This window comes from Paraburkholderia yinzeri (assembly GCF_046581065.1).
Taxonomy (GTDB): domain Bacteria; phylum Pseudomonadota; class Gammaproteobacteria; order Burkholderiales; family Burkholderiaceae; genus Paraburkholderia.
In genome coordinates, this window is the sequence record NZ_JBFOCJ010000001.1 from 2,503,841 (window position 1) to 2,524,327 (window position 20,487).

The 20,487-nt window shown below is 65.6% G+C and carries 21 protein-coding genes and 2 pseudogenes; 10 read left to right on the top strand and 13 right to left on the bottom strand.

Translation table 11 applies throughout. The annotated features are described in order from the left end of the window. Positions 1-162: 162 nt before the first annotated feature. Positions 163-480 (top strand): YnfA family protein, encoded by a 318-nt coding sequence (locus WJ542_RS11945; protein WP_411189493.1) that lies wholly within the window; start codon positions 163-165, stop codon positions 478-480. Between the two features lie 24 nt (positions 481-504). On the opposite strand, the pseudogene WJ542_RS11950 reads toward WJ542_RS11945, so the two are convergent. The 9 genes and pseudogenes from WJ542_RS11950 to WJ542_RS11990 form a co-directional block, all read right to left on the bottom strand. Then, a pseudogene (locus WJ542_RS11950) lies at positions 505-645 on the bottom strand (thioesterase family protein); the annotation flags it as partial. Between the two features lies 1 nt (position 646). Then, positions 647-2,017 (bottom strand): sensor histidine kinase, encoded by a 1,371-nt coding sequence (locus WJ542_RS11955; RefSeq protein WP_411189494.1) that lies wholly within the window; start codon positions 2,015-2,017, stop codon positions 647-649. After that, a complete protein-coding gene (locus WJ542_RS11960; protein ID WP_411189495.1) occupies positions 2,004-2,720 on the bottom strand; it encodes a response regulator transcription factor in 717 nt (238 codons plus the stop codon). The genes WJ542_RS11955 and WJ542_RS11960 overlap by 14 nt, the downstream gene beginning before the upstream one ends. A 29-nt stretch (positions 2,721-2,749) precedes the next feature. Then, entirely contained in the window at positions 2,750-4,300 is a 1,551-nt protein-coding gene (locus WJ542_RS11965) for an alkaline phosphatase family protein (RefSeq protein WP_411189496.1), read from the bottom strand. Further along, a complete protein-coding gene (locus WJ542_RS11970; protein ID WP_411189497.1) occupies positions 4,297-5,025 on the bottom strand; it encodes a TonB family protein in 729 nt (242 codons plus the stop codon). The genes WJ542_RS11965 and WJ542_RS11970 overlap by 4 nt, the downstream gene beginning before the upstream one ends. A gap of 1 nt (position 5,026) precedes the next feature. Beyond that, positions 5,027-5,425 (bottom strand): ExbD/TolR family protein, encoded by a 399-nt coding sequence (locus WJ542_RS11975; protein ID WP_411189498.1) that lies wholly within the window; start codon positions 5,423-5,425, stop codon positions 5,027-5,029. A gap of 2 nt (positions 5,426-5,427) precedes the next feature. Beyond that, positions 5,428-6,117: a MotA/TolQ/ExbB proton channel family protein gene (locus tag WJ542_RS11980; protein ID WP_411189499.1), complete on the bottom strand. Its 690-nt coding sequence runs from the start codon at positions 6,115-6,117 to the stop codon at positions 5,428-5,430. 22 nt (positions 6,118-6,139) lie between these two features. Further along, complete coding sequence (locus WJ542_RS11985) at positions 6,140-8,314, bottom strand: TonB-dependent receptor (protein WP_411189500.1); 2,175 nt, start codon at positions 8,312-8,314, stop codon at positions 6,140-6,142. Between the two features lie 390 nt (positions 8,315-8,704). Next, positions 8,705-8,959, bottom strand: a complete 255-nt coding sequence (locus tag WJ542_RS11990; RefSeq protein WP_411189501.1) for a DUF4148 domain-containing protein — start codon at positions 8,957-8,959, stop codon at positions 8,705-8,707. A gap of 357 nt (positions 8,960-9,316) precedes the next feature. Between WJ542_RS11990 and WJ542_RS11995 the strand changes: the two genes are divergently transcribed. The 9 genes and pseudogenes from WJ542_RS11995 (at position 9,317) to WJ542_RS12035 (ending at position 16,038) form a co-directional block, all read left to right on the top strand. Beyond that, on the top strand, positions 9,317-9,538 hold the full coding sequence (locus tag WJ542_RS11995) for a DUF4148 domain-containing protein (RefSeq protein WP_487007203.1): 222 nt from the start codon (positions 9,317-9,319) through the stop codon (positions 9,536-9,538). A gap of 39 nt (positions 9,539-9,577) precedes the next feature. After that, positions 9,578-9,721, top strand: a pseudogene (locus tag WJ542_RS12000) (alpha/beta fold hydrolase); the annotation flags it as partial. 143 nt (positions 9,722-9,864) lie between these two features. Continuing rightward, on the top strand, positions 9,865-11,112 hold the full coding sequence (locus tag WJ542_RS12005; RefSeq protein ID WP_411190536.1) for a serine hydrolase domain-containing protein: 1,248 nt from the start codon (positions 9,865-9,867) through the stop codon (positions 11,110-11,112). Between the two features lie 93 nt (positions 11,113-11,205). Next, positions 11,206-11,895: a GntR family transcriptional regulator gene (locus WJ542_RS12010; RefSeq protein WP_411189503.1), complete on the top strand. Its 690-nt coding sequence runs from the start codon at positions 11,206-11,208 to the stop codon at positions 11,893-11,895. Between the two features lie 194 nt (positions 11,896-12,089). Further along, positions 12,090-13,004 carry a dihydrodipicolinate synthase family protein gene (locus WJ542_RS12015; RefSeq protein ID WP_411189504.1) on the top strand — a complete coding sequence of 305 codons (915 nt, stop codon included), beginning with the start codon at positions 12,090-12,092 and terminating at the stop codon, positions 13,002-13,004. A 33-nt stretch (positions 13,005-13,037) separates the two neighbouring features. After that, entirely contained in the window at positions 13,038-14,462 is a 1,425-nt protein-coding gene (locus WJ542_RS12020) for an FAD-binding oxidoreductase (protein WP_411189505.1), read from the top strand. Positions 14,463-14,562: 100 nt separating this feature from the next. Further along, on the top strand, positions 14,563-14,889 hold the full coding sequence (locus WJ542_RS12025) for an MFS transporter (RefSeq protein ID WP_411190537.1): 327 nt from the start codon (positions 14,563-14,565) through the stop codon (positions 14,887-14,889). Further along, on the top strand, positions 14,820-15,551 hold the full coding sequence (locus WJ542_RS12030; RefSeq protein ID WP_411190538.1) for an MFS transporter: 732 nt from the start codon (positions 14,820-14,822) through the stop codon (positions 15,549-15,551). The genes WJ542_RS12025 and WJ542_RS12030 overlap by 70 nt, the downstream gene beginning before the upstream one ends. A 145-nt stretch (positions 15,552-15,696) precedes the next feature. Continuing rightward, entirely contained in the window at positions 15,697-16,038 is a 342-nt protein-coding gene (locus WJ542_RS12035; RefSeq protein WP_411189506.1) for an RcnB family protein, read from the top strand. Here WJ542_RS12035 and dmpG read toward each other — a convergent pair. The 4 genes from dmpG to WJ542_RS12055 are packed head-to-tail and all read right to left on the bottom strand — an operon-like array spanning position 16,035 to position 20,442. Beyond that, entirely contained in the window at positions 16,035-17,129 is a 1,095-nt protein-coding gene (gene dmpG, locus WJ542_RS12040) for a 4-hydroxy-2-oxovalerate aldolase (protein WP_411189507.1), read from the bottom strand. The two genes, WJ542_RS12035 and dmpG, sit on opposite strands and share 4 nt — an antisense overlap. 4 nt (positions 17,130-17,133) lie before the next feature. After that, positions 17,134-18,093: an acetaldehyde dehydrogenase (acetylating) gene (locus WJ542_RS12045; protein ID WP_411189508.1), complete on the bottom strand. Its 960-nt coding sequence runs from the start codon at positions 18,091-18,093 to the stop codon at positions 17,134-17,136. 13 nt (positions 18,094-18,106) lie between these two features. Then, positions 18,107-18,895 (bottom strand): 2-keto-4-pentenoate hydratase, encoded by a 789-nt coding sequence (mhpD, locus tag WJ542_RS12050; protein WP_411189509.1) that lies wholly within the window; start codon positions 18,893-18,895, stop codon positions 18,107-18,109. A gap of 11 nt (positions 18,896-18,906) precedes the next feature. Continuing rightward, positions 18,907-20,442 carry a bifunctional 3-(3-hydroxy-phenyl)propionate/3-hydroxycinnamic acid hydroxylase gene (locus WJ542_RS12055; RefSeq protein WP_411189510.1) on the bottom strand — a complete coding sequence of 512 codons (1,536 nt, stop codon included), beginning with the start codon at positions 20,440-20,442 and terminating at the stop codon, positions 18,907-18,909. Positions 20,443-20,487: the final 45 nt, after the last annotated feature.

Below are 20,487 nucleotides of genomic sequence, written 5' to 3' on the forward strand. Positions count from 1 at the left end.
TTTGACGAGAATTGAAATTATCGGAATATTCGTTCGAAGACCTGAAACGCGAGGAATTTATGTTTTCGGGAAATACCTGCGGTTTCTCGTCGCTCGCGGCGCTGTGCCGGCAGGGGCTTGCCGCGGTACCATGAGCGCCCCAAATTGCGACACCGCTTTACGATGACGACATTCCTGCTATTCGTGCTGACCGCGCTGGCCGAAATCGTTGGCTGCTACCTGCCGTACCGATGGCTGCGCGAAGGCGCGAGCGCGTGGTGGCTCGTGCCCGCCGCCGCCTCGCTCGCGCTGTTCGCAGGGTTGCTCACGCTGCACCCGAGCGCGGCCGGCCGCACGTATGCGGCCTATGGCGGCGTCTACGTTTGTGTGGCGATGGTTTGGCTTTGGGCCGTCGAGGCGATCCGGCCCAGCGCGTGGGACTGGGCCGGCATGGCATTCACGCTGATCGGCATGGCGCTGATCGCATTCCAGCCGCGCTAGCCGCCAGCCACAAGAGAGAGCGTATCAGCCGACCGTGTTGACGTTCTGAAATTGGGCGCGGAATGCCTCCGGCATCGGCACGACTTTCCTGGCTTCGTAGTCGAAGAACACGAAACCGGACTTGGCCATCGCGATCAGCGTGCCGTCGGTCGGGCGCGCGGTCCGGTCAGGCGGTCGCGGGTTTGGGGAATCTCAGTTGCATCCGGCAGCCTGGCTCGTTGTCGAGGATTTCGATGGCGGCGTCGTGCACGCGCGCAATCGCCGCGACCAGACTGAGACCGAGACCGTGGCCGGGTGTCGAATGCTCGAACCTGTGAGCCCGATAAAAGGTGTGCAGCACGGCGCCGCGCTCGGCCGGCGCGATGCCGGGGCCGGTGTCGGCCACCACGAGCAGCGGTTGTCCGCCGTCGAACCGCACGCCCAGTTCGACCGCGCCGCCCTCCGGGGTGAACTTGAGCGCGTTGTCGACGAGGTTCTCGATCGCGCCGAACAGCAGATCGAAGTCGCCGTTGACTTCCACGGGCACGCCGGTATCGAGCGTCAGCGAGAGCCGGCGATTCTCCGCCAGCGGCTCGTAGAGTTCGGCGACGTCGCGCAGCACGGTGTCGAGCGCGACCGTGCGGAAGCTCGCGCGGCGGCTGCCCGACTCGACTTCCGCGATCCGCAGCAGGGCGGTGAAGCGATTGAGCACCACGTCCGACTGGCCGATGGCGACGTCGATGGCGTGGCCGAGCGCCTCGGGGGACCCGGTGCGCCGCCGGGTGCGTTCCAGCCCCGCGCGCAGCGAGGTCATCGGCGTGCGCAGGTCGTGGGCGATGCCCGCGCACACGCCGCGAACCTCACCGACGAGGCGCTCGATTTCGTCGAGCATCGTGTTGACGATGGCGGCGAGGCGGTCGAGGTCGTCGGTCGTGCCGCGCAGCGGCAGGCGCCGGTTGAGCTTGCCGGCCATGATCTCGCCGGCGGTCTCGCTGATCGCCGCGATCCTGCGGTTCGAAATATGGTTGAGCGCCGCGCCGCAGGCGAGCGCCAGCAGACTCGTCAGCGCGACGCCGGCGCACAGCGTTTTCAGCAGGGTGCGGTCGAAACGGCGGACTTCGTCGATCGAATGGCCCACGACGATGCGCAGGCCGCTCGTGGTCGGAATGATGACGCCGCGATAGTGCGCGGTCTTCGTGCGGTCGCCGTCGCGGATCGTTTCCGTGTAATTGAACGGCTTGCGGTCCTTTTCGGGCGGCAGGGCCGAGATATTGCCCGCAAGGCGTACGCCCGCGGCGTCGAACAGGCCATAGGGCCGCGAAGTCGCGATGTCGCGGCGGCTCAGCGCCGCGATCGTCGCGATCGCCTGAGTGCGGTCGATCGCATGAAACTCGGCGAACTCGCCGCGCAGCCGCTCGTCGACCTCGTGCAGCAGATAGCTGGCCGTGAGCCAGTAAAGCAGCGCGAAGAGGGCGATGGCCGAGCCGACGAACACGGCCAGCAGCCAGCCGACGCCGCCGGAGAGGCGCGCGCGGCGGCGGGCGTCAGCCCGCGGCATGGATGATATAGCCGGCATTGCGCACCGTCACGATCATGGCCGAAAGCCGCCCGTTGCAACTGAGCTTGCGGCGCAGGTTGCTGATATGCATGTCGATCACGTTGGTCTGCGTGCCGAAGTGATAATTCCATACCGACTCGAGCAGCATCGCGCGCGTCACCACTTCGCCCGCGTGGCGCATCAGGAATTCGAGCAGGTTGTATTCGCGCGGCTTCAGATCGATCAGTTCTCCCGAACGCTGGACGACGTGCGTTTCGGTGTCGAGCGTGAGATCGTCGATCTGCAGTACCGATGCGTCGGCCGAGCCGGCCAGCGTGGCATGGCGGCGGCGCAGCAGCGCGTTCAGGCGCGCCGTCAGCTCCAGCCCATCGAAGGGCTTGACGACGTAGTCGTCACCGCCGGCCCGCAATCCGCGCACGCGCTCGTCCACCGCGTCGAGCGCGCTCAGGATCAGCACGGGCGTCTCTTTGCCGATGTTGCGCAGCGTGGTGAGGATCGAGAGGCCGTCCAGGTCGGGCAGCATGCGATCGAGCACGATGGCGTCGAATTTGCCGTTGGTCGCCCGCAGCAGCCCCTGAAAGCCGGTCGGCACGCACTCCACCTCGAACCCGTAGTCTTCGAGAGCGGCGGTGACTTCCAGCCCCGCGCCGGCGTCGTCTTCGACGACCAGCACGGTGGGGCGGCTTGCGAGCGGGCTGTTCATCGGCAGTTCAGTGGCAACCTGGTGGCAACTTAATGGCCGGAGGCCGGCGTTAGCGTTTCGTCATGCGCGAGCGGATCCGTCGTGGCCCAGGCCGTGCCCGGCAAGACCGGTGTGCCTTCCAGCGCGACGGCTTGCAGTGCTTTCGGCGGCAGGCCGAGCGCCGCAAGTATCGTCGGCGCGACCTGGGTCGTCGAGACGGGCCACGTGACGCTCGCGCCCGTCGCGGCGAGCCGCGGGCTCGACACGAGCAGCGCGACGCGCGTGTCGTCGCCGTGAAACCCGCCGTGCTCGGCGAGCTTACCATCGTGCGGTGGCGTGAATATGACACCGTTGCGCGACACGACCACGATGTCGGGCGTGCGGCTGTCGGCGGCTGGGGCCGGGAAGCGCAGCGCGAGACGCTCGCCGCTGATCACGTCCGCGATGCCGAGCGCCTCTGCATGCGCGCGCAGCGCCGCCGTGATGGCCGGGGCCGCGGCGGGGTTGCGCAGCCACACGAGCGCGCCGTGGTCGGTCGTCAGTTGCGCGAGGGCGCCCGGCGCGGCCGCATCGATCACCTTCGCGAGCTGGGCCTCGTCGATCTTGTCGAGCCGCGTGCGGTCGATCGGGCCGTTGCCGTGCTTGGCCGTCACGATCACGAGCGTGTCCTCGCGCAGGTGGTGGCGGTCGAGTTCGGTCACGAACGCATGCAGCAGGGTGTCGACATGCGCGATCGCGCTTTCCAGGCCCGGCGTGGGATCGCCGTCCGCGTCGCGGTAGCCGTAGATCTTCTGCGCCACGTTGACGGCCTGCAGGTTCAGGCCGAACACGTTCGGCACGGTTGCCGAGGCGCGCCCGTCGTGGGTCAGGCCGTCGATCTCGTTGACGAGCGCGCGGGCCTTCATGTCGTCGTAGGCCTCGGTTTTCGCGAGCGAGCCGGTGATTTCGCGCGCCTTCGCGTCGGTGAGCCCCTCGTAGTTGGCGCCGATCTCCGGCAGGAACAGATCGTCGACGCCATGGCCCGAAGGCCCCTCGACGAGTTCGTAGGTCGGGTGCTTGTCGATCCACGCCGTGTAGCCGCCCGCGTCGCGCACGGCTTCGAAAATGGTGTTTACGCGCAGGTAGGCATGCGGGTAGACCGGTGCGCAGCCATGCCGCGGATCGAGCGGCAGCTTGGCGGCGTCGATTTCGTCGTGGCCGTGGCCGTCGTCCTTGTCGAGCGATTCGTCGTAGCGCACGCGCGTGCCCGTGCGGCTGCAGTCGCTGCCGGGGGGCGCGAGGGCGCGGTCGTACGAGTCGTCGTAATACACGCCGGTCGCCGCGGGCGTGCCGCCCGTCACAAGCGCGAGCAGGCCGGGAAACGAGTCGGCCGGCACGACCGCCTGGGCGTTCGTGTAGTCGATGCCTTGGGCTGCGAGCTGCGCGAGCGTGCTATCGGGATGAGCCGAAACGTAGCGGGCGAGGTCGCTCGCGTGGAGCCCGTCCACGCTCACCAGCAGCACGTGGTGCACAGGCGCGTTGGCGGGCAGCGTGGCGGCAGTCGCCGCGTCATTAATAAGGAAAGCGAAGCAAGCGGAGAGTACGGGCAGAATCAGTTTCATTCGTGATCGTCTAGATTGAAGTTGACCCATAGTTGTTCGGTAAGGGTTTTGCCCGCAAAGGCGGGTTCCGGCCTGGGATAGTCCGCGTCGCGCACGGCGGCGAGCGCCGCGCGGTCGAGCAGCGCAACGCCGCTGGACACGACCACGGTTTCGCCCGACACGGCCCCGTCGCGGTACTGGAACGCGACGCGCGTGCGCCCCGAAATGCCGGCCATGCGCGCCGATTCCGGGTAGTGCAGCGCAGCCTGGATCGCCGCGCGCACCTTGCTGGCGAAGTCCGGGCTCGGACCGGCCGGCGCGGGTGTGGGTGCAGGCGCCGGGGCGGGCGCGGGCGGCGGCGCCGCGTCGGTCGGTGCCGTTGCCGGGGAGGGCGCGGGCAGCGGAGCCGCGGACGGCGCCGGCGTGGGCCGCGGCGGTTCGGTGACGGGCCGGGGCGGCGCCGCATGCGCGGCGCGATGAACCGGCTCGGTCCGGTGCGGTTGCGGCACCGGCGGAGGCGGCTTGGGCGTCGGCGGTGCTGGCGTCGGCGCCGCAGGGTGCGGTGCCGGCGCGCTCGTCAACGAAAGCAGGGTGGGCGGCCGCTCGGGCGGCGGCGCGGCGCTCTTGTGCGCGAGCATCGCCCAGCCGAGCCCCAGCAACACCAGCTCCACGACGAGCGCGACGCCCGCCGCCGTATACAGGCGCCGCTCTTCGGACACGACGGATGCGGTGGAGAGGGTGGCCATGTCACTTCGCCGCCGGCTGGGCCGCGAGGGCGACCTGGGTCACGCCGGCCGCGCGGCACGCATCCATCGCGGCCACGAGGTACTGCAGGCGCGCGCCGCTTGCGCCGGCGATCGTCACGACCGTATGCGCCGGATCGGCTTCGCGGCCAAGCAGCGCCGTGAGCTGGGCGGGCGTGAGCGTGCGCGAGTCGACCGAGAGCGTGCCGTCGTCGGTGAGCGTGACCGTGATCTTCGGCGGCGGCAGCGGCTGCGCGGTGGAGCTCGACGGCAGCCGCGTGGCGAGGCCCGCGTTCGGGATCATGTGCAGCGTGATCATGATGAAGAACACCAGCAGGAAGAACATGATGTCGATCATCGGGATGATCTCGATGCGGGCCTTGCGTGCTTCGAAGTACTTCATCGTCACGCTCCCTGCGAGGCCAGTCTTGCCGCCACGTCGCGCCGGCTTTCCTGCACCTCGGTCAGCGGCTCGTACGCGATGCCCGACATGCGGTTGACGAGCGACATCTTCACCGTTTCGAGCTGATGCACGACGATCCGCACGCGGTTGTGCAGCCCGTTGAAGAACAGCAGGCCGATCATCGCGACGAACAGACCCGATGCGGTCGCAACGAGTGCCTCGGCCACGCCGCCCGTCACCTGGGTCGGCGCATTGCCGGGGTTCGAGAGCACCTGGAACGCGTGGAACATGCCGACGATCGTGCCGAAGAGGCCGAGCAGCGGGGCGAGCGTCACGGCCGTGTCGAGCACCCAGAGGAAGCGGTCGATGCGCGGCGCCTCGCGCATGATGGTTTCGTCGAGCGACGCCGTGAGTTTCTCGCGGCTGCGCTCGCCCGCCATGCGCGCGGCGAGCGATATGACCCGGCCGACCGGCAGATCGCGATAGCGGGCCGCGAGCGTCGAGAGCGCCGCGGCATCGACGCGGTCGAGGCGGTCGAGCTGGTCCAGCGCCGCACGGCCGCTCGCGGCGACGCGCTGCAGGAACCAGGTACGCTCGACGATGACGGTCAGCGCGACGAACAGCATGGCCGCGATGACGTACAGTACGCCGCCCGAATCGCTCGCGAGATGCATCAGGGTGTCGGCAGTCATGGCATGGAACTCCAGTCAGAGGTTAAAAGTCGGTCGAGACGGTCGCGATGACCGAGCGGCCGGGGATCGTCCAGTAGAGCGGCGTGTTGTCCGCGGCGGTGTAGCCGGCGAGGCCGTCTATGCTCGTCCGGTTGAAGAGGTTGTCGATCTCGAGGCCGATGCGCGTGTTGCGCATCCACGTGGTCGGCGACTTGATCGTGTAAGCGCCGGCCAGGTTCGTGACGAGGAAGCCGCCGATCGGCTGCGTGTCGCCCGTATCGCCGTACTGGTGGCCGATGAACTTCGAGATCAACGAGGCGTGCAGCGGACCGCGGTCGTAGATCGCGCCGAACGCGGCGGTCTGCTGCGGCGCATTCTGCATCCACGCGCCGGTGCTCTTCTGCTTGGCCGAGTTGAACGTGAGGTTGCCGTAGAGACTCACGCCGTAGCCGACGTAATACGTTGCCTCGGTTTCGACGCCCTTGTAGACGGCGCCGCCCGCGTTCGAGAAGTACGTTTCGCCGCCGACCGTGGTGCTCGTCACGGCATTGCGGAAGTTGATGTAGTAGACGTCGGCCGCGACCGTCAGGCGGTTTGACTTGTACGTGGTGCCGATCTGGTAGTTGTCGGTCTGCTCGGGAGCCGGTTGGCCGGACAGCGAGGGATTCGGCACGTAGAAGACGTTCAGGTTCGGCGCGAGGAAACCCTGGGCGTACTGCACGTACGCGCTCCAGTTCTTGTTGAAGTCCTCATGCAGCGTGACCGAGGGCAGGACCTTGGTCCACGTGTGGCTGAAGTCGACGGGGGCGCCCGTGCTCTGGTTTTGCGGCGAATCGATACTGCGCTCGAACGACACGTACTTGACGCCCGGCGTGAGCGTGAGCCCGTACGGCAGCTTCCACGCGTACTGGATGTACGGCTGGAACGTGAGCATCGTGTCGTGCATCGTGAAGTTCAGTTGCTCCAGCGCAAAGTTCAGCGTGTCGTCCACGTTCATGTTGTCGCGGTAGTTCGTCTGGTACGCGAGCCACCCGCCCAGCGTCAGCTTGCCCGGACCCAGATCCCGCTGCGCGTCCAGGACGTCGCCCCATGCGCGATAGTTGTTGGCCATCTGCGTGCCCGGCACGTTGTCCGCGCCGAACGTGGTGCCGTTCGGCGTCTCGCCGTTGGGGTCGAGGCCGTTGAAGCCGTCGTGGTAATAGCCGTAGGTGTAGACCTTGTTGTCGAGCTTCCAGCTTCCCAGCACCGTTTGCAGGCCGATATATTCGAAGTCGGTGTTGATGCGGTCGAAGTTGTAGCCGTAGAACGCCTGGCTAGCCGGATTGCCGTTCAGGCCGAAGTTCGGGCCGTACTGGGCGATCTGTGCGGCCGTCGCGCCGAGCGAGGTGTTCTGGTAGATGCGGTTGTAGTCGGCGTAGAACGTCAGCAGCGTGTCGTTGCCGATCGGCTTGTCGAGCTTGAAGTAGAAGTTGTCGCGCCGCTGCCCGACGTCGTTCAGATAGCCGTCGCTGTCCGAGTGGTCGTAGCCCACTACCGCGCGCGCGTCGCCCCACTGCTGCAGGTCGCCCGTGTTGAACTGGCCGCCCGCGAGCCACGTGTTCCAGCTACCGTAGGAGCCGAGCACGGTGAACGCCGGCGTTAGCGAGGGCTCGATCGAGGCGATGGACACCGTGCCCCCGAAGGTCGCGAAGCCGATCTGCGAAGCGTCGCCCGGACCGCGATCCACGGCGATGCTACCGATGTTCTGCGAGTTGAAGAACGACGTCGAATGGTGCGTGAAGTCGTTGGTGTCGCCGAACGGAATGCCGTCGAACGTCACGTTGTACTGGCCGTCCTGAAAGCCGCGGATCGTCAGGCTTTGCGTTTCCATGAGGCCGGGACCGTTCGGGGTAATGCCCGACACGCTCGGCGCGATCTGGATGATGTCGCTGTAGTTGGCCGTGGGCGGCGTGCTGTTCTGGATGTAGTTCTTGTTGATGATCGACTTCGGCTCGGAAGCCGTGAGCGAGCCTTGGGTCGGCGCCTGTGCCGGGGCCGACTGCGGATTGTTCGGGTTGCCCGTGTCGCTCGTCGCCGAGCCCGACGAAGCGGTGCTTTGCACGGCGCCGAGATCGCCGCTCGACTGCGCGAAGGCAAGCGGAGCGCCCGTAGTGCAGAGCGAGGCCAGAAGAAGTTGTGCCAGCGGCTTTCTGCGGAACCGCGTCTGATGCTGTGTCATCCGTAGGTGTCCTTGTTTTCGATTGACGATCTGGTTGAGAGACGCGGCAATCGTAGAGACAAGGAATTAATCGGCCGTGATGCCTGTCTTACGAAGTTAAGAAGCGTGGCGGGAGCCGAAGCCGAGGAGCCGGCGGACGATTGCCCCCACGTCGATGAAATTCGAGGCGGAAGGCGAGATGGTGAGGCCGGCGTGTTGCAGCCGAAAGGCGGGATGCTTACAGCTTTTTATGATTCAGCCCGGCTTGACGCGGGCTGCCAGGGACGCCTGGTGGCGATTCCCGGGGGCGCGTGAAAAGTTGCGCGCGCACCGGTTTACAACATGGCGATTGCGAGGCGGACAGGCAGCGGCTCTTCAGGGTGTCAGACTGGCATCGTTGCGTGAAAGCCGTTAGTGATGGGCATAGAGCGTCGAATTCAGGTACTTGAGCTGCCCGTCCTGCTCGGCCCGAACCAACTCCTGATAGACCTCGGCGCGTGTTTTTTCATGTACCGGCTGGCCGTAGGCGGGCATCACGGCGCTATTTGCGGTTGCCGCTGCCGTAGCAGCGTTCGCGGGCTGCGCGCTTTGCGTCGCGGTCTGGGCGTGTGCCGAGGCGGCGCATGCCACACTCGCGGCGAGACAGAATCGGATGAGGGTCTTCATGATGTTCCTTCGCGTGAACCGTGTGCTCATGTCGGTCACGATAGCTGACAAAAACCTTCCGGTCCATTACACGAAAATGAAGAGAAGTTTAGTTTGCTGCGATACCGCACGGGTAGGCGCCGGCGCCAGTCCGTGCGATCGGGGCTGCCGCGTTTCATGATGAAGAAGGTTTAACCTCGATGCACATGCTTTACCGGGCGCGGCGAAGTACGCTGGCAGTGTTCGACGCCCTGGACGGAGGCATTCGTCATGAACACGCTATCCCGTAGTGCCTTGTTAGTTTTGCTGAGCATTTTCTCGCTTCCTTCGTTGGCCGGAGCGAGACTCACGCCTGAGCAGTGCAACGATTACCCCTTCGTGAAGACCGATCATCCAGTCACGCATCGCGAACTCCAGAATGAACTGGGCGAACTGGAGTCCGTGGGCTATGTCCCGGCCATTGGCGACGACTACAACTATCCGGACGACATTCAAACAGCCGAGCAGCGCCTGCGCGTGCTGTATCGGCGAGACTGCCTGCCGCACGCGCCAGGCGAGCAGACCGCGCCTCGCGAGGCAACCGGCACGACGCAGTGGTGACGTGAAAGCCGCGTGGCCTCGGCAAGGTCTTTTCATCACCAGGTAATTCCGCTGGCGAACTCGTTGAAGCTGCTCGAACTGATCGGCCCCGCACAATTCCATGTTTTCGGCCAGTGCGGGCACTGGACACAGATCGAGCATGGCGCGGCGTTCAACGCGCTGGTCGAGGACTTCCTGCGGGAGGATCCACGTTCGCCGCGCCAAGGCCCGCGAAAATCCCATGCGGGCTCCTTTGCCGAAAGTTCCCGAATCGCCGATACTGTGGCGGAACTCGGCCAGATGCGATCCGGCTAGCCGCAATGCTCAGCAAAGGAGAGAACATGGGGATGGGAAGCAAGGAAAAGCAGGGGATGTCGTGCGAACGCCTCGCGCGGATAGAGCGCTTCATGAACGACAACTACATTGCTACGGGCAAGCTGGCAGGCGCCGTGACCCAGGTGTGGCGGCGCGGTGCACTCGCCCTGAACTCGGTGCAGGGCCTCGCCGACCGCGAACGGCAGGTGCCGCTGGCCGAGGATTCGATCTTCCGTATCTATTCGATGACCAAGCCCATCACGTCGGTGGCGGTCATGATGCTGCTGGAGGAGTGCAAGATCGCGCTGGACGATCCCGTCAGCAAGTACATTCCGGCCTGGGAAAAGCTTGGCGTTCACGTCGGCGGCTTCATGGACAGCTTCCAGACGCGTCCGCCCGCGCGCCCGATGCTCGTGGTCGATCTGCTGCGCCACACCTCGGGCCTGACTTACGGTTTTCAGCAGAACACCAATGTCGACGCTGCCTATCGCAAGCTGAAGGTGGGCGACATCGGGCTGGAGGGCACGCTCGATGAGATGATCGAGAAGCTGGCTACGCTGCCGCTCGAATTCTCCCCGGGCGAAGCGTGGAATTACTCCGTTTCCACGGACGTGCTGGGCTATATCGTCGGCAAGGTCAGCGGAATGCCGTTCGAGACGTTTCTCAAGGAACGGATCTTCGACCCCCTGGGCATGGTCGACACGGCCTTTTACGTGCCGGAGGAGAAGGTGTCGCGTTTCTGCGCCTGCTACGCCATTGGTTCGCTCGGCTCGAAGGTCGTCTCGGAGAGAGGGCCGACGCTGCAGGACGATCCCCGGAGCAGCCCGTATCTCAAGCCGCCCGGCTTCATCTCCGGCGGTGGCGGCCTCGTATCGACGGCCGCCGACTACATGCGGTTCGCCCGCATGCTGCTGCAAGGCGGCGAACTGGACGGCGTGCGCTTGCTGGGACCGAAGACCCTGGCGCTGATGACCGCCAATCATCTGCCGGGCGGCCTCGACCTGCCACGTCTCTCGCGCTCGATGTTCAGCGAGGCCGCCTACGAAGGGGTGGGCTTCGGCCTGGGCTTCGCGACGACCATGACGCCTGCGGCCACGCTGATTCCTGGCAGCGCGGGCGACTTCTTCTGGGGCGGCGCGGCCAGCACCTTCTTCTGGGTCGATCCGCGCGAGGACCTGATCGTGCTGTTTCTCACGCAGTTGCTGCCGTCGAGCGCTCACCCGGTGCGCCGTCAATTGCGCACGATGGTCTATAGCGCGATCACCGAGACCGGGGCCTGAGTTTCGTCGTGCGGTGCCGGGGGAGCAGGCCGAAGCGCTCCCGTGTGCGTGCTAACATGTCAGTTGGCAGTCAACCCGCATGCAGAACCGGCAATGAACTCTATTCCCACCGTCAAGGACGAGCAGGAGGGCAAGTCGCTCCGGCTCGTCGCCTACGAAAATTTCACGCAGCAGATCCTCGACGCCAACATCCGCCCGGGGCAGTTCGTTTCGCAGCGCCAATTGATGTCGCTGACCGGCATGCCGCTCGGTGCGATTCGCGAGATGGTCCCGCGTCTCGAGGCGGAAGGTCTGTTGCGCACCGTGCCGAACCGCGGCCTGCAGGTGTGTCATGTCGACCTGCGGCTGATCCGCAACGCTTTCCAGCTACGCCTCGTACTTGAGCGGGAAGCGATCGTCAATTTCGTGCAGAACGCGACCGACGCGGAACTGGATCGCCTCGAACGCGCCCATAAAGACATCGTCAAGCGCGCGTCGTCGAAGAAGATCGACGAGCGTGTTGTCGCCGATGCGCAGACCATCGATTGGGGCCTTCACGACAGGATGATCGATGCGATGGGCAACGAGATCATTTCGAACATTTACCGCGTCAACAGCCTGCGGATCCGCCTGATTCGCCTCGAACACGTCGTGCTGACCCCGGAGGTCGTGCTGCCGACGATGCGGGAACACCTCGAACTGATCGCTGCGCTGAAGGCTCGCGACACCGATACGGCGGTCGCGCTGCTCGAAACCCATATCGAGAATGCGCGAAAGCGTTCGTTGGGAGATTTCGGTCTGTAAACTGCTATCCGGCTCGTGATTCAGGGCCGCAATTCAGGACCGTGACGGCACGGTCCTGATAAACCCTGGTGCCGGTTCGCATCGATTCGTTTTGACGCGTCATTGCCAACGCACTAACATGTCAGTCACAGTTTGGTCGGTGTTTGGCTGGTAATCAAGCCGGCGCGGCGATACCCGAGAGGAGAACGTCAATCATGGCTTTGCAAGGCAGTAGTGGGGAAGGGGTGTTCGCAGCGGTCGCGACGCCGCTCGATGCGGCCGGCCGTGTCAACGTGCCGTTGCTGGCGCGTCACTCGCTCGACCTGATCCGGCGCGGACTGCATGGCATCACGCTGTTCGGCACGACGGGCGAGGGCCCTTCGTTCACGGTGGACGAACGGCGTGCGGCGCTCGACGCGCTGCTCGAAGCGGGCGTGGCGAATCACCAGGTGATCGTTGCAACCGGCGCGGCGGCGCTGGGCGACGCGATCGAGCTCACGCGGCATGCGCTCGCGCGAGGCTGCAATCGCGTGCTGCTGTTGCCGCCGTTTTTCTTCAAGGACGTGAGCAGCGCCGGCGTGGCCGATGCGGTGGGTGCCGTGGTCGAGGCGCAGGACGATCCGCGCTTGCGCATCATTCTCTATCACATCCCCCAGGTTTCGGGCATCGCCATCGATCATGGGGCCATCGCAACATTGCGTGAGCGCTATGGCGCCGTCGTCGAGGGGATCAAGGACAGCAGTGGAAATCTTGAGCACTCCCTGGGATTGATCGAGCGGCATCGCGGCCTGAAGGTGTACGTGGGCGCCGAGAACACGATTGCAAGAACGCGTGCCGCGGGTGGGGCGGGCACGATCTGCGGCCTGGCAAACGTGGTGCCGAACACGATCCTCGCGAGCTTCGCCGGCGAGAGTGGGAAAAGCGGCGAGAGCCGCGAAATCGTCGATACCTTGCTGGCGAGCGTGGGCAGTCAGCCGTTCACGCCATGGTTGAAGGCGCTGCTCGCGGTTCGCCAGTGCGACGACAGTTGGCGCCGCGTGCGCCGGCCGCTCGTCGAGGCGGGGCCTGACGCGCTGAAGGCTCTGCCCCCGGCATTGCGCGACGCTTGCCCCGATCTTGCCGCGAACTGAAGGAAAACGCCACGGATACGGAGGGAGGACGACATGGACCACGAACCGGACGCAGAGGATCTTGCCGCTGCGCAACACCAAGGACTGCTCAGGACGTTGTGCGATGCGTTAGGCCTTGCTGCAGTGCTGAGCGGCGCCGACATCCCGGCGCGCAACGAGCACGACTGGAGCACGCTCGGACCGTTGCGGCCGGTGGCGGTCGTGCGGCCGGCGGATACGGAAGGCGTCGCGACGGCGATGCGCTTGTGCGCGCAACATCATGTGCCCGTCGTGCCGCAAGGCGGCCTGACCGGTCTTTGCGGCGGTGCGCGTCCTGTGGAGGGAGCGGTGGCCTTGTCGCTGGAACGGCTGGTCGGCATCGAAGAGATCGACGCGGCGTCTGCCACGCTCACCGTGAAAGCGGGCACACCGCTGCAAGTCGTGCAGCAGGCCGCCGACGAAGCCGGATTTTTCATTCCCCTCGATCTCGGCTCGCGCGGCTCGTGTGCGATTGGCGGCAACCTGTCGACCAATGCCGGCGGCAATCGCGTGATCCGCTACGGCATGGCGCGCGAAATGGTGCTGGGGATCGAGGTCGTGCTGGCCGATGGCACGGTCGTGACCAACCTGAACAAGATGTTGAAGAACAACGCGGGCTACGATCTGAAGCACCTGTTCATCGGCAGCGAGGGCACGCTCGGCATCATCACGCGTGCCGTGCTGCGGCTCTCGCCCAAGCCCGGCTGCACGATGGCGGCGCTGTGCGCGCTCGATAGCTATGCGCAACTCGTCGCGTTGCTCGGCGCGGCGAGACGAGGCCTCGGGCCGCTGTTGTCCGCGTTCGAAGTGATGTGGCCGGACTATTGGCGAACGGTGACGCAACAGGTGCCCGGCGTGCGCGATCCGCTGGGCGGCGAGCACGCTTGCTACGCGCTGATCGAGGCGCAGGGCATGGACGAGGCGCTCGATGCACCGCGCTTCGAACATTGGCTCGGCATGCAGATGGAGCAGGGCGTGATTGCCGATGCCGCGCTGGCGCAGTCGCTTGCCGACGTGCACGCATTCTGGGGACTGCGCGACGCCTGTGCGGAATTCCCCCAGGTGCTGGGGCCGCACGAGTCGTTCGACATCGGCCTGCCGGTGGCCTCCATGGACGAATACGTGAGCGCTTGCCGCGACGCGTTGCAGACGCGCCTGCCCGGCATCGTCGCGCTCTTTTACGGCCATATCGGCGACGGCAACCTGCATATCGTTGCCTGCATGCCGGGCATCTCCCCTCAGCCGAAGGAGGCGATCGCCGAGACGGTGTATACGCTCGTCCAGCGCTTCGGCGGCACGATTTCGGCGGAGCACGGCATCGGCATCACGAAGAAGGCCTGGTTGCCCAGCACGCGCAGCGAAGCCGAGCTTGCCCTGATGCGCCGGCTCAAGAGCGCCCTGGATCCGCAACACCTGCTCAACCCGGGAAAGGTCGTGTAGCACCCGCAAGTTCGACGCCTGCGCAGTTATATGCCCGATCAAGGAGGCCGGCGCCAGACCGGTCCCGCGATCCATCGCAGGGAACCGACAAGGAGACACCATGCTTTTTCTCGGCGCCGCCGAAGCCGGGCTGTTTCCGGGCGCCGTGCTGTATCTGACCTACTGGTTTCCGGCCCGCTCGCGCGGCCAGATCATGGGTATCTTCTACTTCGGTTCGCCGCTCGCGCTAATGCTGGGCGGGCCTTTGTCGGGTTATCTGCTGGAACAGGACGGACTGTTCGGCCTGCAGGGCTGGCAACTGATGTTTCTCGTGGAAGGGGGCTCGCGGCCATCGTCGGTATCGGAGCCTTCTTCTATCTGTGCGACCGGCCGGCCGAGGCACGCTGGCTGCCGCGCGACGAGGCGCAGGCATTGGGCCGGGTGCTAGCCGCCGAGGAGCAACAAAAAATCGTGCACGGCAAGACGAGCTTTCGGGCGGCGCTTGCCGACCCGCGTCTACTGCATTTCGCAGTGCTTTACTTCTGCATCCAGATTGCCGGCTACGGCGTGGCGTTCTATCTGCCGACGCAGGTGAGCGCACTGCTGCACGTCAAGATCGGCCTGCATGTCGGTCTCGTGGCGGCGATTCCCTGGGCATGCGCGATCGGGGCCGGTGCATGCTATCCGGGTTTCGCGGTGCGTAGCGGTCACCGGAAGTTCTTCGCGACGCTTTCGGCGCTCTCCATCACGGCCGGGCTCGTCGTTTCCGCGCATACGGCGCCTGTTACCGCGATCGCGGCGCTTTGCTTCGTGACGATGGGCATCATGACGGTGCAGCCCATTTTCTGGACGTTCCCCGCGGCCTACCTGGGCGGCGCCGCGGCGGCCGGCGGATTCGCGGTGATCAATGCCATCGGCAATCTGGGCGGATTCTTCGCGCCCAACGTGAAAAATGCCGTGGAGGCCTCATTTCACTCGCCGGCTGCGGGGTTGTATGCGATCGCGGCAAGCGGACTCGCCGCGGCGGTGCTGATTTGCGCCATGCGGCCCAATGCTCGCGGGGCACAAGAGGCGGGCACCGATGCGGCGGTTCGTGCAGGTAGTTTGTAAAGGTCAAATAAGGCAATTTGTTGCGTGATTGCCAATCCGCCCGGCCCGTTAGCCGGAATCTGTCGCATACTTGTTATCGTCGTCAGTCAATATGGCAGGCTCGTGGTGCTCCGCGCCGCAATTCATGGTTCTCAAGGGGAAAGCAATGCGTTCAAAAATCGTCGCCTCGCTTCTGATGGTTTCCATGCTGGTTGCGTCCGGCGCAGTGTTGGCCGAGCCGCAGCACCATGGCGCCGCGCATGGGCCGCGTCAGCCGGTACACGATGCGTCGGTGGACCGCCCGGGTGGTCCGATTCCGCATCAGGACTGGCACAAGGGCGAGCGTGTCCCGGCTGAATACCGCGATCGCAACTACGAGGTGGACGATTGGCACGAGCATGGCCTCTCGGCGCCGCCGCGCGGCTACCATTGGGTCGGTGTGAACGGCGACTATGTGCTGGCCGCGGTGGCGACCGGGGTAATCGCCAGCGTCATCGCTTCACACTAGGTGGTAGACAGGGGGGCGCCGGTTTTCGCAAGCGACGCGGTGCGGAAATTGTCCGCGCCTGACGAACCCGCTCCCCGGATGTCGTGCTCTTTCCGGATGTCCAGCGCCACGTCCACGATCATGTCCTCCTGGCCGCCCACCATGCGGCGCCGGCCCAGTTCGACGAGGATATCCACCGTCTTCAGTCCGTACTTCTTCGCAGCCACTTCCGAGTGGCGCAGGAAGCTCGAATACACCCCCGCATAGCCCAGCGCCAGCGTCTCGCGGTCCACGCGCACCGGGCGGTCCTGCAGCGGGCGCACGATGTCGTCGGCCGCGTCCATCAGCGTGTACAGATCGGTGCCGTGGTTCCAGCCCATGCGCTCGGCCGCCGCAATGAACACCTCCAGCGGCGCATTGCCCGCGCCGGCTCCCATGCCCGCCAGCGACGCATCGATGCGGTCGCAACCTTCCTCCACCGCCACGATCGAGTTCGCCACGCCCAGCGAGAGGTTGTGGTGCGCGTGCATGCCCGTCTGCGTTTCGGGCTTCAGCAGGGCCTTTACGGCGCGAAAGCGCTCGCGCACGTCATTCATCGTCAGCGCGCCGCCCGAGTCCACCACGTAGATGCAGGTCGCGCCGTAGCTCTCCATCTTCTTCGCCTCGACGGCGAGGTTCTCTGGCGTGGTCATGTGGCTCATCATCAAGAAGCCCACCGTATCCATGCCCAGCTCGCGCGCGTAGCCGATGTGCTGCTTCGAGATGTCGGCTTCCGTGCAGTGCGTGGCCACACGTACGATGCGTGCGCCCGCGTCATAGGCCGCCTTCAGGTCGTGGATCGTGCCGATGCCCGGCAACAGCAGCGTGGCGATCTTCGCGTGCCGCACCACGTCCGCCACCGCCTCGATCCATTCGAGGTCGCTGTGCGCACCGAACCCGTAGTTGAAGCTCGAGCCCTGCAGGCCGTCTCCGTGCGCGACCTCGATGCTGTCCACTTTCGCGCGGTCCAGCGCGCGGGCAATGTCCTGCACGTTCTGGATGGAATACTGGTGGCGGATGGCGTGGCTGCCGTCGCGCAGCGTCACGTCGGAGATGTAGAGTTTGCGGCTCATGGCTTCAGGCTCCTTGCGTGTCCAGCAGCGTCTGCGCCATACGCTCGGCGGTGGCGAGCGCGGCGGACGTCATGATGTCGAGATTGCCGGCATAGGCGGGCAGATAGTGTGCGGCGCCTTCCACTTCGAGGAACACCGAGGTCTTCAGGCCGCCGAACTTTCCGAGGCCCGGGATATTCAGGGGCGCGCTGACCGGAATCTCGTCGAACTGGACCTTCTGCTTGAGGCGATAGCCCGGCACGTAGGCATTCACCTTCGCGACCGTTTCCTCGATCGACGCCTCGACCTGCTCGCGATCCGCGAGGTCCGAGAGCGTGTAGACGGTGTCGCGCATCATGACGGGCGGTTTGGCCGGGTTCAGCACGATGATCGCCTTACCCCTGGCCGCACCGCCCACCGCTTCGATCGCCTTCGAGGTCGTTTCGGTGAACTCGTCGATGTTCGCGCGCGTGCCGGGCCCCGCCGATTGGCTGCTGATCGACGCGACGATTTCCGCGTAATGCACCCTTGCCACGCGCGAAACGGCCGCGACGATGGGGATCGTCGCCTGACCGCCGCAGGTGACCATGTTCACGTTGGGCGCGTCGATATGCGCGTCGAGGTTCGCCACCGGCACGCAGTACGGGCCGATGGCGGCGGGCGTGAGGTCGATCACGCGGATCGACGGCTTGAGGCTGCGCAGCAGCGCATCGTTCTTCACGTGCGCGCCAGCCGAGGTCGCATCGAACACGAAATCGATGTCCTCGAACACGGGCAGGCGCGTGAGACCCTCCACGCCTTCGTGCGTGGTCGCCACGCCCAGGCGCGCGGCGCGCGCGAGGCCGTCCGAGTTCGGATCGATGCCCACCATCGCCGCCATTTCCAGATGCCGGCTGTTGCGCAGGATCTTGATCATCAGGTCCGTGCCGATGTTGCCCGAGCCGATGATGGCGGCCTTGAGTTTTTCCGAAGCTTCCGAAGTCATAGCTATTCCTTGTTCAGGCGGAGAAAGTGGCGCGAACGCTGCCCAGGCCCTCGATCTGCGCGGTATAAGTGCCGGGTTCCTTCACGGCCACCATCGGCCCGAGCGCGCCTGTGAGCACCACGTCGCCCGCGCGCAGCGGCGTGCCGAGCTGCGCCATGCGATCGGCAAGCCACACGGCGGCGTTCAGCGGATTGCCGAGGCAGGCGGCGCCATTGCCGCGCGAGAGAATTTCACCGTCGCGCGAGAGCGCCATCGCACACCCGGCCAGATCGAGCTGCGCCAGCGGCACGGGGCGGCTGCCCACCACGAAGCGTGCGCTGGAAGCGTTGTCGGCGACCGTGTCGACGAAGCGGATATCCCAGTTCTGGACGCGGCTGTCCACCACTTCGATCGCGGCAAGGGCGTAGGCGCTGGCGCGCAGGATATCGACGAAGGTGTGCTTCCCGAGCGTGAGGTCGTGCTCCAGCACCAGTGCGATTTCGGCCTCCACCTTGGGCTGGATCAGTTGCGAGAGCGGGATCGGCTCGCCGTCGCCGCAGGCCATCGAGGCGAACAGCGCACCGAAATCGGGTTGATCGACACCAAGCTGCGCTTGCACGGCGAGCGAGGTGAGGCCGATCTTGCGGCCCACGACGCGCTCGCCGTTCGCCACGCGCCAATTCACGTTGGCCTGCTGCACGGCGTAGGCCGTGGCGAGGTCGTCCGTTGCGATTTCGCCGCGTACGGGGGCGATCGTCGTGTGCGTGGCTTCGGCTTCGCGCAGGCGGGTGGCAAGCGCATTCACTACGGTGATATCGGGCATGGGCGAATTCCTCAAGCCGGCACCGAAAGGCCGCTTACATCGGCCGCCGCAACGAAGCGGTCGGGACGCAGTGCCACCGCGCGCGCACCATACTTGCGCAACCAGGGGAGCAATACGCCATCGAGGTCGATCAATTCGTCGGAACCCTGGGTATGCTGGTCCTGCTGACGCACGGCGATGTACCGGGCCCCTAGCTTGTCCCACGCTTCCTTATCCGCGGTTGTGAGCAGCGTAGCAGGATCGACGTCATCTCCAAGCAGTACGAAGCGATTGCCAAGGAGATCGTCGAGGCGTGCCATCACCCCGCGCGTGTCGCCGACAACGGGCTGCGGCACCATACGACCGACGATGCTGCCTTCGGCGACGGGGCCGCGCAGCCATCCGGTCGCAAGCACCGGCGGTGCGATCAGCGGCGGCTCCGGTGCGTCCGCCGGAGGCGGCGCATTGAGCGCGGCCTGTTCTTCTTCCGAAAGCTCCTGCTTGATGATCCGGCCAAGCTCGACGGCGAGCTGCGTGTAAAACACAGCGTTGGGCCGGCGTTCCGTTTCGTAGGTATCGAGGAAAGATTCGGGCAAGGTTCCGTTGATTACGCCCGCGAGCTTCCAGCCCAGATCGAACGCGTCCCGCATGCCGGTCTGCATGCCGGCGCCGGCCCACGGCGGCATCAGATGCGCGGCGTCACCGGCCAGGAATACGCGTCCGACACGCCACTTGTCCGCCATCCGGGTATGGTGGCGATAAAACGCATGCTGGTGAATTTCGACATCGTCTTCGCTCACGCCCAGCGCCTCGAGCAGCGGCCACACTTGTTCGCGGGTCGCGAAGTCGGCCTCGGTCTCGCCTGGCTTGAGCGGCAGTTCCCAGCGGTGGTTGCCTCCCGACAGCGCGATGTCCACCACCGGCCGTTCCTTGTCGGACCAGAAGGTCAGCAGATTCCGGTCGGGCCACCAGCGCTTCACGCGGCAGTCAATCACGATCCAGAGCACGTCGAGCGTATCCCCCAGCAACTTCACGCCGAGGGCGCCGCGAGTGGCGCTGCTCCCGCCGTCGCAGCCGATCGCATAGCGCACGCGCGCGCTTTCCGTAGCGCCCGTTGCGGGATCTTGGGCCCTGACCGTGACGCAGGTTTCGTCCTGCTCCAGCGAGACCACCTCCAGGCCAAAGCGCACGTCGATCTCCGCGTGTCCGGTTGCGCATTCGCGCAACGTGGCTTCCATGGTCGGCTGGTAAATGTTGAAGAAGCGCGGCTTGATGCCCAGCGTCGAAGGCGGGTGCTCGATGCGCAGGATCTCCGTGCCGTCGTAGCGCATCCAGCGCAGCGCGCGCTGGGGATCGATGCATTTCAGAACGGGTTCGTCGACACCCAGGTTCTGGAATATCCGCATCGTCCAGTCGTTGACGGTCACGGCGCGAGCGCGCGGGTAAATGTCGCGGTATCGCTCGAATACCACGGTGGAGATGCCGTATTTCGCGAGGGTAAGCGCGGCAATGACGCCGCTCGGGCCATAGCCGACGATGGCGACGTCGGCATCGTAATGGTCTTTCATGGGGACTCCATTCAGTGTCTGCAGGCCTTCCGCAACGCACTCATT

Excerpts from the sequence above, each read along its gene's own strand:
- WJ542_RS11945 (WP_411189493.1), top strand. The coding sequence starts at position 163 with ATGACGACATTCCTGCTATTCGTGCTGACCGCGCTGGCCGAAATCGTT.
- WJ542_RS11955 (WP_411189494.1), bottom strand. The coding sequence starts at position 2,017 with ATGCCGCGGGCTGACGCCCGCCGCCGCGCGCGCCTCTCCGGCGGCGTC.
- WJ542_RS11960 (WP_411189495.1), bottom strand. The coding sequence starts at position 2,720 with ATGAACAGCCCGCTCGCAAGCCGCCCCACCGTGCTGGTCGTCGAAGAC.
- WJ542_RS11965 (WP_411189496.1), bottom strand. The coding sequence starts at position 4,300 with ATGAAACTGATTCTGCCCGTACTCTCCGCTTGCTTCGCTTTCCTTATT.
- WJ542_RS11970 (WP_411189497.1), bottom strand. The coding sequence starts at position 5,025 with ATGGCCACCCTCTCCACCGCATCCGTCGTGTCCGAAGAGCGGCGCCTG.
- WJ542_RS11975 (WP_411189498.1), bottom strand. The coding sequence starts at position 5,425 with ATGAAGTACTTCGAAGCACGCAAGGCCCGCATCGAGATCATCCCGATG.
- WJ542_RS11980 (WP_411189499.1), bottom strand. The coding sequence starts at position 6,117 with ATGACTGCCGACACCCTGATGCATCTCGCGAGCGATTCGGGCGGCGTA.
- WJ542_RS11985 (WP_411189500.1), bottom strand. The coding sequence starts at position 8,314 with ATGACACAGCATCAGACGCGGTTCCGCAGAAAGCCGCTGGCACAACTT.
- WJ542_RS11990 (WP_411189501.1), bottom strand. The coding sequence starts at position 8,959 with ATGAAGACCCTCATCCGATTCTGTCTCGCCGCGAGTGTGGCATGCGCC.
- WJ542_RS12005 (WP_411190536.1), top strand. The coding sequence starts at position 9,865 with ATGGGAAGCAAGGAAAAGCAGGGGATGTCGTGCGAACGCCTCGCGCGG.
- WJ542_RS12010 (WP_411189503.1), top strand. The coding sequence starts at position 11,206 with ATGAACTCTATTCCCACCGTCAAGGACGAGCAGGAGGGCAAGTCGCTC.
- WJ542_RS12015 (WP_411189504.1), top strand. The coding sequence starts at position 12,090 with ATGGCTTTGCAAGGCAGTAGTGGGGAAGGGGTGTTCGCAGCGGTCGCG.
- WJ542_RS12020 (WP_411189505.1), top strand. The coding sequence starts at position 13,038 with ATGGACCACGAACCGGACGCAGAGGATCTTGCCGCTGCGCAACACCAA.
- WJ542_RS12025 (WP_411190537.1), top strand. The coding sequence starts at position 14,563 with ATGCTTTTTCTCGGCGCCGCCGAAGCCGGGCTGTTTCCGGGCGCCGTG.
- WJ542_RS12035 (WP_411189506.1), top strand. The coding sequence starts at position 15,697 with ATGCGTTCAAAAATCGTCGCCTCGCTTCTGATGGTTTCCATGCTGGTT.
- dmpG (WP_411189507.1), bottom strand. The coding sequence starts at position 17,129 with ATGAGCCGCAAACTCTACATCTCCGACGTGACGCTGCGCGACGGCAGC.
- WJ542_RS12045 (WP_411189508.1), bottom strand. The coding sequence starts at position 18,093 with ATGACTTCGGAAGCTTCGGAAAAACTCAAGGCCGCCATCATCGGCTCG.
- mhpD (WP_411189509.1), bottom strand. The coding sequence starts at position 18,895 with ATGCCCGATATCACCGTAGTGAATGCGCTTGCCACCCGCCTGCGCGAA.
- WJ542_RS12055 (WP_411189510.1), bottom strand. The coding sequence starts at position 20,442 with ATGAAAGACCATTACGATGCCGACGTCGCCATCGTCGGCTATGGCCCG.